At 71.9% G+C, this 12,570-nt stretch carries 10 protein-coding genes; 6 read left to right on the top strand and 4 right to left on the bottom strand.

The window, feature by feature from the left end; translation table 11 throughout:
* From ACG83_RS19315 to ACG83_RS19300, 4 genes are all read left to right on the top strand, one after another.
* Entirely contained in the window at positions 1–462 is a 462-nt protein-coding gene (locus ACG83_RS19315; protein ID WP_054567914.1) for a cupin domain-containing protein, read from the top strand.
* Positions 463–527: 65 nt separating this feature from the next.
* Entirely contained in the window at positions 528–1,100 is a 573-nt protein-coding gene (locus ACG83_RS45445) for a TetR/AcrR family transcriptional regulator (protein WP_054567610.1), read from the top strand.
* Positions 1,101–1,374: 274 nt separating this feature from the next.
* The gene (locus ACG83_RS19305) at positions 1,375–2,478 is read left to right on the top strand and encodes an NAD(P)-dependent alcohol dehydrogenase (RefSeq protein WP_054567609.1); all 1,104 of its coding nucleotides are present in this window, start codon (positions 1,375–1,377) and stop codon (positions 2,476–2,478) included.
* Entirely contained in the window at positions 2,475–3,926 is a 1,452-nt protein-coding gene (locus tag ACG83_RS19300; protein WP_054567608.1) for an aldehyde dehydrogenase, read from the top strand. Before ACG83_RS19305 ends, ACG83_RS19300 begins: the two co-directional genes overlap by 4 nt.
* Before the next feature lie 301 nt (positions 3,927–4,227).
* Here ACG83_RS19300 and ACG83_RS19295 read toward each other — a convergent pair whose 3' ends face one another.
* From ACG83_RS19295 to ACG83_RS19285, 3 genes are all read right to left on the bottom strand, one after another.
* Positions 4,228–5,397: an oxidoreductase family protein gene (locus ACG83_RS19295; protein ID WP_054567607.1), complete on the bottom strand. Its 1,170-nt coding sequence runs from the start codon at positions 5,395–5,397 to the stop codon at positions 4,228–4,230.
* Positions 5,398–5,475: 78 nt separating this feature from the next.
* Positions 5,476–6,699, bottom strand: coding sequence for a cytochrome P450 (locus ACG83_RS19290; protein WP_054567606.1), 1,224 nt, complete (start codon positions 6,697–6,699; stop codon positions 5,476–5,478).
* Between the two features lie 249 nt (positions 6,700–6,948).
* Positions 6,949–7,368, bottom strand: a complete 420-nt coding sequence (locus ACG83_RS19285) for a limonene-1,2-epoxide hydrolase family protein (RefSeq protein ID WP_054567913.1) — start codon at positions 7,366–7,368, stop codon at positions 6,949–6,951.
* Between the two features lie 419 nt (positions 7,369–7,787).
* Between ACG83_RS19285 and ACG83_RS19280 the strand changes: the two genes are divergently transcribed.
* Complete coding sequence (locus ACG83_RS19280; protein WP_054567605.1) at positions 7,788–8,546, top strand: SHOCT domain-containing protein; 759 nt, start codon at positions 7,788–7,790, stop codon at positions 8,544–8,546.
* Positions 8,547–8,659: 113 nt separating this feature from the next.
* On the opposite strand, the gene ACG83_RS19275 is transcribed toward ACG83_RS19280, so the two are convergent.
* Positions 8,660–9,760, bottom strand: a complete 1,101-nt coding sequence (locus ACG83_RS19275; RefSeq protein ID WP_054567912.1) for a hypothetical protein — start codon at positions 9,758–9,760, stop codon at positions 8,660–8,662.
* Positions 9,761–9,966: 206 nt separating this feature from the next.
* Here ACG83_RS19275 and ACG83_RS19270 point away from each other — a divergent pair, with 206 nt between their 5' ends.
* Positions 9,967–12,519, top strand: a complete 2,553-nt coding sequence (locus ACG83_RS19270) for a LuxR C-terminal-related transcriptional regulator (RefSeq protein ID WP_054567604.1) — start codon at positions 9,967–9,969, stop codon at positions 12,517–12,519.
* The last annotated feature ends 51 nt before the right edge of the window (positions 12,520–12,570 follow it).

Genomic DNA, 12,570 nt, shown 5'->3' with positions numbered 1-12,570 from the left:
ATGGCTGAACCGCGCCCGGTGCCCGTGCCGCATCCGCTGATCGAGGCTCTCGGTCTGCAGCCGCATCCGGAGGGCGGGTGGTACCGGCGGACCTGGCAGTCGCCGCTCGAGCTCGACGCGCATGGCGGGGTACGGCCGGTGGCGACCGCGATCTCCTTCCTGCTGCTGCCGGGGGAGGTCTCGCACTGGCACCGGGTGCGCTCGGACGAGCTGTGGTTCTGGCAGGGCGGCGGAGCACTGCTGCTGACCGAGGGTGGGACGCAGGGCGCCCCGGGCGCGACGACCGGGTACCGACTGGGGCCGGAGCCTGCGGTGGGCGGCGCCGAGCGGGTGCAGCACCTGGTGCCCGCGAACGTCTGGCAGACCGCCCGGCCGGCCGGTGCGGAACACGTCCTGGTCGGCTGCGTGGTGGCGCCCGGGTTCGACTTCGCCGACTTCGAGCTGCTGGACACCCCGGGCTGACCGCCCCGCGCGGGGCTGCCGGTTCCTTCGGGTCTGTCCCGCGGTGTCCGCCTACGCTGTGTGGGGTGCACAGAGGTGGCTGGGCCGGGGATCCGCCGGCGACGGACGAGGAGGCCGCCGCCCGGATCGTCGCCGCGGCCAGGGCGTGCATCGAGGTTGACGGGACCGGCTCGGACCTGGCGAAGGTCGCCCGGCGCGTCGGGGTCACCCGCCAGACGGTCTACCGCTACTTCCCGACCAGGCGGGCCCTGTTCGAGGCTGTCGCGGAGCAGGGTGTGGAGGCGCTGGTGGCCGGGATGGCCGCGAGCCTCACCGGTGTCGACGATCCCCGGGACGCGCTCGTCCGGCTGATGCTGCACTGCGTCCGGACGTTGCCGAACGACCCGGGCCTGTCCTTCATCGCGCAGCCGGGCCGCGGTGACGCGCTGATCACCACGGCGGACGCGCCGCGGCTCACCCTGGCGGTGCTCGACCGGCTGCCGATCGCTCTCGACCTGGGTGAGCAGGCCCGGGCGGCGCTCGCCGAGCACATGGTGCGGCTGCTGCAGTCGCTGCTGCTCGACGAGACCACCCAGCTGCGTTCCGACGAGGACCTGGGTGTCTTCCTGCATGCCTGCCTCGACCACCACGTAGCGTAGCCTAAATATCTATATATTTTTTCCCCGACTGGGCCTGGGCTGGTTGTCGGCCTACCTCCCGCCGAGTCCGCGATCAGTTGAAACATGTAGATCTGTGCCTTAGGGTTTCGCGCATCGCTGTTGCGGTGTTCCCGGCAGCCGGCAGGTCCGCTGCCTGGTGAGCCCGTCGCCTCGTCGCCTCCTCGGCGCACCGGCCCTGGACGCGCTGATCTCGACAGGCCGATCGGTGAATCACTGATCTTGAACTGCTGACCTTGAAGAACGGGAGTGCCGGATGAAGGTGACCGCGGCGGTGCTGCGGCAGGCGGACGGCCCCTACGCCCTGGAGGAGGTCGAGCTCGACCCGCCGGGGCCGGGCGAGGTCCTCGTCCGGGTCGTCGGCGCGGGTATGTGCCACACGGACGTCGTGCCGCGTCAGGAGATGTCGCCGGCGCAGCCGCCGGTCATCACCGGGCACGAGGGTTCCGGCGTGGTCGAGGCGGTCGGCGACGGGGTGACCCGGGTGTCGGTCGGCGACCACGTGGTGCTGTCCTTCGACTCGTGCGGCGAGTGCGCGAGCTGTCAGCGCGGCGTGCCGCCCTACTGCGACCTGTTCCTGTTCCGTAACTTCTTCGGCCGGCGTCTCGACGGCACCACCGGTGTGCGTGACGCGGCCGGCGGCGAGATCGCCTCGCGCTGGTTCGGCCAGTCCTCGTTCGCCACGTACTGCGTCGCGGCCGAGCGCGGGGTGGTGGTCGTCGACCGTGATCTGCCACTGGAGAAGCTGGGGCCGCTCGGTTGCGGCATCCTCACCGGCGCGGGCTCCGTGCTCGTCGCCATGGACGTCCGCGCGGGTGCCAGCTTCGTGGTGTTCGGCGCCGGGGCGGTGGGGCTCGCGGCCGTGATGGCGGCGAAGGTCGCCGGCGCCGACCCGATCATCGCGGTCGACCTGCACCAGCACCGGCTGGACCTCGCTGTCGAGCTTGGCGCGACCCACACCCTGGACGGCCAGAGCGCGGATCTGGTGTCCCAGATCCAGGCGCTGACCGGCGGTGGTGCCGACTACACCTTCGACACCACCGGCAACGCGACCGTGATCGGCAACGCCGTGGGCGCGCTGCGCGCCGGCGGGCACTGCGGAATGGTGGGCATCCAGACCGAGCCGATCACCTTCGACACGATCACGCTGCTCGGCAAGCGGATCTCCAACATCCTGGAGGGCGGCGCCGATCCGCAGGTGGTGATCCCGCGGCTGATCGAGCTGTGGCGCGCCGGCCGGTTCCCGTTCGACCGGCTGATCGAGACCTTCCCGCTGGCGGAGATCAACGCCGCGGAGGAGGCGTCCCTTTCCGGCAAGGTCGTCAAGCCGGTCCTGCTCCCGTCGGAGGCCTCCGCATGACCAGCGTCATCGAACGTGACCAGCTTTTCATCGGCGGCGCCTGGCGCCAGCCCGCCGGCTCCGGGCGGATCGAGGTCCGCTCGCCGCACGACGGGCACCTCGTCGCCACCGTTCCCGAGGCGACCCGTGCCGACGCCGACGCCGCGATCGCCGCCGCGTCGGCGGCGCTGGCGGCCAGCACCTGGTCACCGAGTGCCGGCAAGGAACGCGCGGAGCTGATTAGGAAGGTCTCGGCGGGCCTGCAGGCCCGGGCCGAGGAGCTCGCCGGGATCATCACCGACGAGATGGGCTCGCCGGCGGCGTTCTCCCTGTTCGGGCAGGCCATCGGCTCCGCCATGGTCATCGAGGGCTTCGCGGACGTCGCCGAGAGCTTCCCCTTCGAGCAGGAACGCCCCGGGCTGATGGGGCGCTGCCTGATCCAGAAGGTCCCGGTCGGGGTCGCGGTGGGGATCGTGCCGTGGAACGTGCCGATCTTCCTGTCGGGCATGAAGCTGGGTGCGGCGCTCGCCGCGGGTGCCCCGATCATCCTGAAGCCGCCTCCGGAGGCACCGGCCAGCTCGTTCCTGCTGGCCGAGGTGCTGCTCGCGGCGGACGTCCCGCCGGGGCTGGTGAGCATCCTGCCCGGCGGCGCGGAGCTCGGCCGGTACCTGGTCGGGCATCCGGGTGTGGACAAGGTGTCGTTCACGGGCAGCAGCGCGGCCGGCCGGACGGTCGGCGCCACCTGCGGCGAGCTGATGAAGCGCGTCACGCTGGAGCTGGGCGGCAAGTCGGCCGGTGTCATCCTCGACGACGCGGATCTTGCGACGGTCGTCCCGCAGCTGCTCGACTCGGGGCTGCAGAACAACGGGCAGGTGTGTGCGGCGCAGAGCCGCATCCTGGTGCCGGCGTCGCGGTACGACGAGGTCATCGACGCGCTCGCCGACCACATCCGCGGGCTGACCGTCGGTGACCCGCGTGACATGGCTACCGCGATCGGCCCGCTGGTTTCGGCGCGGCAGCGTGACCGGGTCGAGGGCTATATCGCCGACGGCCGGGCCAGCACGGCCCGGCTTGTCGTCGGCGGCGGCCGTCCGGCCGGGCTGGACGCCGGCCACTATGTCGAGCCGGCTCTGTTCGCCGACGTCGACAACGCCAGCCGGATCGCCCGTGAGGAGATCTTCGGGCCGGTGGTGACGGCGATCCGCTACCACGATGACGACGAGGCGGTCGCGATCGCCAACGATTCCGACTACGGGCTGTCCGGCTCGGTCTGGACCGCCGACGTGGCCCGCGGGGTGGCGTTGGCCAACCGGATCCGCACCGGCGTCTGCGCGGTCAACTCCGTCGCGATCGTCGAGCCGCGCAGTCCCTTCGGGGGTTTCCGGCAGTCCGGGGTCGGGCGGGAGATGGGCCCCGAGGGTGTCGAGGCCTACCTGGAGACCCGCACGGTCGTGCTGCCGTTCGGTTAGCAGATCCGGGCTCGGGCCGGCGGCGGCGTTGACCGTCGGCCCGAGCCGGGGTGAACGCCGCCGCGGGCCCGTTTGGCGAGTAGCAGGTGTGAACGATTTTCGGCGTTCCGGATTCCGGAGCGGGTAGCAGAATCCCGAGCCTCGGATTTTGGCTGCTGCCGAGCAAGAGTTGAGGATTTCGGTCGTTCTGACAGCCAAAATCCTCAACTCTTGCGAATTGTCAAAAGCGCCTGCGCCTCTTTTGTCTCTCTTGCGGTGAAATGCCGGCGCGGCGCGATGGTGCCGGACCCCTGGGAGGTGGTCAGGCTGCGAGCAGGTCGAGGGTGCCCAGCTCGCGGATCGCCGCACACGCGTTCGTGATCATCGACAGGAACATCCGATGGGAGTTCTCGGTCGGCGTGTTCGTGGCGTAGACGGCGCCGAGCACGGTGATCAACGGTGCCTGGAGAATCCCGAGGCGGTAGTCGTGGAAGCACGCCTCGAACGGATAGTCCGGCACCCCGATCTCCAGGAGACGGTCGTGGTAGGCGCGGACCAGTGCCTTCTCATGTGACCGGCGAAGCTCCGGGGCGAGGGCGGTGGAGAGGAAGTAGGCGACGTCACGGCCGGGGAAGCCGACCTCGAGCGACTGCCAGTCGACCGCCATGACCTCGGGGGGCACCCCGTCGGTGGCTTTGGAGAAGAGCAGGTTGTCGAGCCGGTAGTCCCCGTGGATCAGGCTGTGCCGGCCGCCGATGTGCCTGCCCCAGCGGCCGAACAGATCGGCCGTCCGATGGAGGGTGTCGAGGTCGCTGGGGGAGAGGTCTGGGCCGAAGCGGTCGATGAAGGGTCCGGTGGCGGTCGCGAACAGCTCGCCGAAGAAGCTGAGGGCGGCCTCGTCGCTGTGGCGCAGCCAGCTGGCGGTGTCACGCAGACCGTCCTGGCCCCAGAAGGGGGCGTGCAGCCCGGCGAGGTTGCGGATCGCGGCGTGGGCCTGGGTGAGGGTGGCGCCGTCGACCTGGGAGCCGGGCCGGGACGGGTGCGCGTCCTCGAGGACGAGGGTGAAGCTGTGGCCGTCGGTGGTGATGGCGGCGCTCCAGCAGCGCGGAACCCGGATCTGGGCGCCCGTGGCGAAGCTGCGGTAGTAGCCGACCTCGCTGCGGTAGCCGGGCGCGATCTGGGCGCGTCCGGCGGGGGTGCCGGCGGCGAGTTTGAGGACCACCGACGGCGGCGCAGTCTCGGCTGCGTCTGGTGCGCCGGTGAGGTGGAAGCGGTAGCTGGAGCTGAGCTGGCCACTGCCGACGGGTTCGTGGCGCAGGCCGGTGATCTCGGTGTCCGTCCCGCCGTGGCGTAACACGGCGGTCATCCACTGCGGTGTGACGTGGTGTGGGTCGTCGACGATCCATGCGACGTCGCCCGCTCCCGCCCCGTCGCCTGTGCCCGGTAAGGGGCCGGTGCCCGCCGCCAGCGTAGCGCCTTCCGACTCGCTCATCCTGTGTGCCCTCCGGCAGCCCTGGTGGTTCCGCGGCGTGTGGGCCGCCCAGGGCTGCGACGGCCGGGCCGGATGTCGTCAGGAGATCTTGTAGCGGATCGGCAGCCGCTTGGGGCCGCCGACGAAGACGGTCTGCATGTACTCGGGGGTGCCGGCGAGCTCGACCTCGCGCAGGCGGGGGACGAGTTCGGTGTAGAGGGCTCTGGCTTCGAGGCGGGCGAGGTGGGTGCCGAGGCAGTAGTGGGCGCCGAAGCCGAAGCCGACGTGCTTGTTGGGGGTGCGGCCGACGTCGAAGGTCTGGGGGTCGGTGAAGACGTCCTCGTCGCGGTTGGCCGACGGGTAGGACAGCAGGACGGCGTCGCCGGCGGGGATCGGGACGCCGCGGATGGTGGTGTCGCGGGTGGCGGTGCGCATGAAGTGCTTGACGGGGGACGTCCAGCGGATCATCTCGTCGACCGCGGTGGGGACGAGGGCGGCGGGGTCGGCGGTGAGGCGCTGCCACTGGTCGGGGTTGTCGAGCAGGGCGTGCAGGCCGCCGGAGATCGCGGCGCTGGTGGTGTCGTGGCCGGCGGTGGCGATGAGGACGTAGTAGCCGACGACCTCGAGTTCGCCGATGGTGTCGCCGTGGACGGTGGCGTTGGCGATGACCGAGCCGAGGTCATCGGTGGGGTGCTCGCGGCGGTCGGCGATGACACCCTGGAAGTACTGGAAGAAGTCGAGGAGGGCTTCCATCGCGGCGGCGTCGCCGTCGGCGGCGCGGGCCATGTCCTGGTCCTCGGCGCCGAACAGTTCCTGGGTGAGCTTCAGCATCCGGGGGAAGTCCTCCTCCGGCAGGCCGAGCAGGGAGAGGATGACGTAGAGGGGGTAGTGCGCGGCGACGTCCTGGACGAAGTCGCATTCGCCGCCGAGGTCGGCCATGTGGTCGACGTATCGCTTCGCGAGCTGGGTGATGCGGTCGGACAGTCGCCGTACGCCGGCGGGCTTGAACCAGTCGGCGCTGATGTGGCGGTAGATCGGGTGGTCGGGGGCGTCCATCTGGACGAGGGCTCGGATGGGTGGTGCGGGGGCGTCCGGGTCCTGCTGGACGGCGGTGCGTGGGGCGTTGTGCCACAGCTCGGAGTCGCGGGAGATCTCCATGACGTCGTCGTACCGGGTGATCGCCCAGAACGGGGCGAAGCCCTCGGTCTCGACCCGGTGGACCGGGGACTCGCGGCGCAGCACGGCGGTGGCGGCGTGGAAGCGCTGCTCGTCCGCGTAGGCGGTGGGGTCGGTGAAGACGCCGCCGGCCTCGTCAAGGTTCATGATCAGGTCCTTCTCGCTGCCGGCGGCGGGGCCGCCGTGCGGCCGGTGCCGCGGTCTCGAACACAGGAGGGAGGCACTCGGTCGGCCCCGGGGGATTCACGGTCGATCGGCAGGACCGCACCCGATGCGCCCTGAGCCCAGAAATTATCTAGAAGTATGTCCTGGTGCAACGGCTTGGCTGTCGGCGGGCGGCCCGCTTCCGGGGGAGGCTCCGTGGCGGCTGCGCGCCCGCTGCGGGGGAGAACGCGGTCAGGGCGAGTTTCGGCGCCGGGCTGCGACAGCCGCGGCGGCCTGGAAGAACAGTGCCCTCCCCGCACCGCGGGCGCTGGCGGCGAGGAACGTCGCCCAGTCGAAGTAGTCCCGCCACAGCACCACCCGGCCGTCTCGCACCTCGAACGTGCCGCAGACCCAGAACTCCGCCTCCCACGAGCCGGCACGCAGGACATCCGTGCGTTCGGTGAGCACGACCGGGCCGTCCGCGGCCAGATGGTGGATGCGCGCCTCGAACCCGGTGCCGTACCGCAGCATCCAGCGCAGCTGCTTCTCCACCGCCGCCCGCCCGCGGGCCGGCGGCAGCGGAACGTTCTGGTAGACGACGTCATCCGAGACGAGCGCCAGCGCCGCGTCGGCGTCGAGCCGCTCCAACGCCACCAGGAACGCCCGGACCACGGCCCGCGGCTCGGACGACGACGAGGTACCGGTGCCGGACTCGGCGCCTGGGTCGGGCTTCGGGCCGGGGCCGGAGGATGCCGGCGGTTCGGGTGAGGCCGGCGGTTCGGGAGAGATGTGGGGGTCGGACATGGCGGTCCCTTCGGACGAGCGGATCCGGTCGCCAGCCGCGGCATCCCGGCGCACGAGACGCCCGTGGCACCTTCATCATTCGCGCAGTCCCCGGCCGCCGTCCCCGGGTCGCGGGGAGAAGCCCCGGCACCCCTGGCCGCAGCCCTCGGCCCGGCCGGTATCGCCGGGGCGACCAGTAACGCCACGGCGGCCGCGACGAGGCTGGCAGACTCGGGTGGTGGCAAGACGCCGGTGACACCGCCCGGCTTTCGTCGAGACGGCGTGGCGCCGGGACGAGGGGATTCACCATGCGCAGGTTGAACGGCCAGGGTGAGCAGGCCATCGCGGATCTCGCCCGCCGGTACGGCGTGAGCGCCGACGCGGTGCGAGCCCTGTTGGACGCGGTGCTGCTCGGCGGCGGCACCCAGGCTCAGTTCTCCCATCCGGAGCTGGGCGGCAGCGGGCAGTGGATGGCCGGGGGCATGACGATGGTCGGCGACATGTTCAACCACGGCCTGCAGGCAACGGTCAGCGGCCTCGCCACGGAGCTTTCCAGCCTGCTGAGCTCGACACAGTTGTATGCGCCCGCCTCGCCGCCGGCCGCGGGCGGGCAGCCTGGCGCGGCCCACCGGGCGAACCTGAACAACTGGTGGCCCGGTGGCCTGGGCCAGCCCAGCTCGACCGGCAGCCAGAACGAATCCCGATATGCCGTCTTCCCGGCCGCGCGGCGGCTGGCCGTGCGCGGCGGCGACGGCGAGGTGCGCGTCTACGACACCCTCGACCACCGCATCGCCGGCGTCCAGCAGCAGGGCGGCCCGCGCGGAACGCTGTCCTTCTCCAGCCAGCACGGTACCTTCACGGTGGAGAGCCTGCCGCTGGTGACCCCGGTGCCGCAGCGGCCCCACCCGGTTGCGAACCCGTCCGAGCCCGCCCCGGCATCCGCCGGCGGCACCGACCCGGAGGCGATTCTGGCGGCAATCGAGAAAGTGAGCGACCTGCACCGCCGCGGCATTCTCTCGGATGACGAATTCACCGCGAAGAAGGCCGAACTGCTGGCCCGCCTTTAGCGCCATGGCCGGCAGGGCCTGCCGTCACCCCATCCATGCGCCATCGCCGGTTCTACAGGCATTGTCAGAATCCCTCGAAGCTACTGAGAATGTGCCGCTGCTCGCCGGTCGGCTCAGGCCGGGGCGCCGTCGAGCATGCTCTGGAAGCCGCCCGGCGCGTACGGCCCGATGACGAGCTGTTCGAGGACGCCGAGGCCGACCCGTTCGCCCCAGGTCGCGCGCACCACCTGCTGGACGTGCACGCATTCGGGTGCAAGCGTGTCGAGCTCGGCGACCTTGTGGACCTCGCCGCCGACGGCGAGCTCGTCGTGCCAGCGGCCGTGCTTCCAGTGCGGGTGCAGGTAGCCGACGCCCTTCATCCGGAAGGTGCGCAGCGGTTCGAGCTCCACCGTCTCGTCCGGGCCGAGCAGGAGCGTGGCGCCGTCGGAGCGGCGCAGGCCCGGTGCCCAGCGCACCTGGTGGCGTACCCCGTGCAGCCAGCTGATGCCGGTGTCCGGCCCGAACACCGGGTCGCCGTCGCCGAGCACGGGCAGGATGGCGGTGCGCTCCAGCCACGGCCGGCCCGTCTCGTCCTCCATGACGACGTAGTGCAGGGCCCGGTCGGCGAAGTTCAGCGGGGCCCACAGGAAGAACACCTGCGGCAGCGCGGTGCGGGGCGCCGCGGGGGTCCGTTCGCCCACACCGCGGATCCCCCACGAACGGTCCTTGGTTCCGTAGGTGACCGGGGTGATCTCGATGCGCTCGCCGCCGGACTCCACCCACCCGCTCCAGGTGACCATCTGGGTGGCCCGGGTGGAGTCGGTGAGCAGCGTCGGCCCGTCGTACTGGGTGGCCCGGGGCTCCTCGTGCGCGGGGGTGCGCGCGGTGGCGGTGAGCTCGGCGGCGAGGCCGTGCTCCGGTGCGTCGACGATGATCCGGTTCACCCGCAGCGGTTCGACGATCTCGACCGTGATCGGGCCGATGCTGGTGCGGGTGCGATCCAGCGGGATGCGTCCCGAGGCGAAGACCGAGCGCTGCACATCCTGGTGGACGACGCTGAACGCGCCGTCGATCGTGCCACGGTTCGGGTACAGGCCGAACGCGAGCGCGAAGTAGACGTCCTCGTCGTAGCCGTTGAACCAGAACCGGTCGTAGTGGTCGGGATGCCCACCGCCGGCGTGCGCGACCGGCAGCGCGCTCTGATGGATCGGATAGTCGTCGAACGGCGTGAGCATGGCCTTCTTTCCCTCCATCCGCTCGGCCGTCCGTCATGTCGGCGGCCCGGCAGTCCGTTGCCTGTGCCGCACCGACGGGTGGGCGTGACCAGGATCGGGGGCCGGTCACGGGGCGGGCATCCGTAGAAGTACCGGGATGGCTACCGGGATCGTCGCGGGTGTCGGTGCGTCTTGACGTCGTGGCAGACGCCCGCCAAAGATGATCCATGGCAGTCTCCGCGCAGCTTCGGTTCCGGGGCGAGCGGCTGTCCACCGAACGCACGAGCTTCGTCGGCCGGCGTGCGGAACGCACGGAGCTGCGTGAGCTGCTCGGTGAGTTTCGCCTGGTCACGGTCACCGGAGTCGGTGGTGTGGGCAAGACCCGGCTGGCGATGCGGGTCGCCGCCGAGACGCGCCGCGCCTACCCGAACGGGGTGTGCGTCGTGGAGCTGGCGCGGCTGCGGGATCCGCGGCTGGTGGCGCACACCGTCGCCGCGGCGTTCGGCTGCCAGCCGCGCGGGAGCGCCGAACCGTCGGCCGTCGCGCTCGGGGCGTACCTGGAAGCCAGGGATGCGCTGCTCGTCCTGGACAACTGCGAGCACGTCGTCGAGGCCTGCGCGGAGCTGGCGGACCTGCTGATGACCCGCTGCCCGCGGCTGCGCATCCTCGCGACGAGCCGGGAGTCGTTACGGGTCGAGGGTGAGGCGACGTACGTGGTGGCGCCCCTGCCGGTCGGCGGCGGGAACGGAAACGGGGATGGTGCTGGGGCCGACGCGCACCTGCCCTGCGACGCGACGACGCTGTTCGTCGAACGGGCCCGTGCCGTCCGCCCGGACTTCGCGCTGACCTGGCACAACCGGGCCGCGGTCGGTGACATCTGCCGTCGCCTCGACGGCATCCCGTTGGCCATCGAGCTCGCCGCGGTCAAGACACGGGCGCTGTCACCGACGGAGATCCTGGCGCGGCTCACCACGCCGACCGCGCTGCTGCGCCACGACGGCCGGATGGTCGCCGACCGGCAGCGGACCCTGCGTGCCTGCGTCGCATGGAGCTTCGACCTGTGCACCCCGCAGGAGCGGCTGCTGTGGGCCCGGCTGTCGGTGTTCGCCGGTGACTTCGAGCTCGACGCGGCGGAGGGGGTCTGCGGTGAGGGGCTGGCCGAACCGTTCCTCGACCTGATCTTCGCGCTGGTCGACAAGTCGATCCTCACGTTCGAGCCGGGTCCGGAGCGCGGGCGGCTGCGGCTGCTGGAGATGCTGCGCCAGTACGGCCAGGAGCGGCTGGAGCACGACCTCGAATGGCGCGGCGAGTGGCAGGTGCTGCGCCGCCGCCACCACGACTGGTACGCGGGGCTCGCCGCCCGCGCGGAGGCGGAGTGGACCGGCCCGGCGCAGCGGTCCTGGGTCAGTCGGCTGCGCGCCGACCACGCGAACCTGCAGCTGGCGCTGGAGTTCTGCGCCGCCACCCCCGACCTGGCGGCGAACCTGGCGCTCGCGCACTCGCTGCACCGCTACTGGGTCGCGGACGGATGGTTCACCGAGGGGCGGTACTGGCTGGCCCGCCTGCTCGACGACGGCGGCTCGGGTACCGGCGGTGGCTCGGGCGCTTCCCGCCGTGCCGGAGGCGGCGGCGGAGGCGCCGGAGGTGTGGGTGGTGACGAGGCCGGCCGCGGGGGTGGCGACAACGTCCCCGGCCGGGTCCGTGCGCTGCACACCGCGGGCTGGCTCGCGACTCTGCAGGGTGACCGTGGCGACGCCGAACGGATGCTGGAGCATGGCAGCGAGCTGGTGGCGGCCGGTGGCGCGGGTGCCGAAGCGGCGCTCATCACCCAGCTCACCGGCCTCGACGCGGTGTACACCGACAAGCCCGACGCCGTCGCGAACCTGGAACGGGCCCTCGCCCAGTTCCGCCGGGACGGTGACCTGAACCGGCAGCAGGAGACCCTCGCGGTGCTCACGCTCGCCACCGCGCTGGGGAGCACTCCGTGGGCGGCGCAGCGCTACTACCAGGACTGGGTCGCCCTGGCGCATCTGCGCCGGGACCGCCGGCTGCGCGCGTACGCGGAATGGGCCCGCGCGCTGGCCACCTGGCGGGCCGGTGACCCGAAGGGCGCGCTGGCGATCGTGCGCGCCGCCTTCTTCGGGGAGAGCGGGCTGCCCGACCATCTGGGTCTGACCCTGTGCCTGGAGGCGCTGGCCTGGATTCGGGCGAGCCTGGAGGAGTTCGCCGGCGCGGCGGTCCTGCTCGGCGCGGCGGACCATCTCTGGGAGCGGATGGGGACGTCCACCGCCGCGCTGCCCGCGCTGTTCCGGCTCCGCCAGGAATGCGAGGCGGCGTGCCGGGAGGGCCTGGGCCCGCGGGCCTTCGACGCGGCCTGGGCACGGGGAGCCGCGCTCGCACCGGCGGAGGCCTGGGCCACCTCCTGCGCCACCGGTTCGGCGACGGCTTCCGCCGCCGAGGCGGCCACCGGACCGGTCAGCGGATCGCCGAGCGGACCGACCGCTGGGCCGGTCCCCGGATCCACCAGCAGGTCGAGTACCGGACCGCTCGCTGTGCCTGCCGGCGGGTGGCTGGGCGGTGTGCGGTTGACGCGGCGGGAGAGGCAGGTCGCCCAGCTGGTCGCGCAGGGCCTGAGCAACAGGGACATCGCCGCCACCCTGGTGATCTCCCCGCGGACGGCCGAGACGCACGTCCAGCAGATCCTGAAGAAGCTGGGGCTCACCTCGCGGGCCCAGGTGGCGGCCTGGCTCTCCGCCCAGCCGGCCGAAGCCGCGGGCTGAGCGGGCGGAGGCCCTTTACAGTCCTGACGCTGTATGGCAAGAGTGTTTACG

This window comes from Frankia sp. R43, assembly GCF_001306465.1.
Taxonomy (GTDB): domain Bacteria; phylum Actinomycetota; class Actinomycetes; order Frankiales; family Frankiaceae; genus Parafrankia; species Parafrankia irregularis.
Note: the sequence above shows the minus strand (reverse complement) of the source record. Positions and strands in the feature narration are given on the sequence as shown.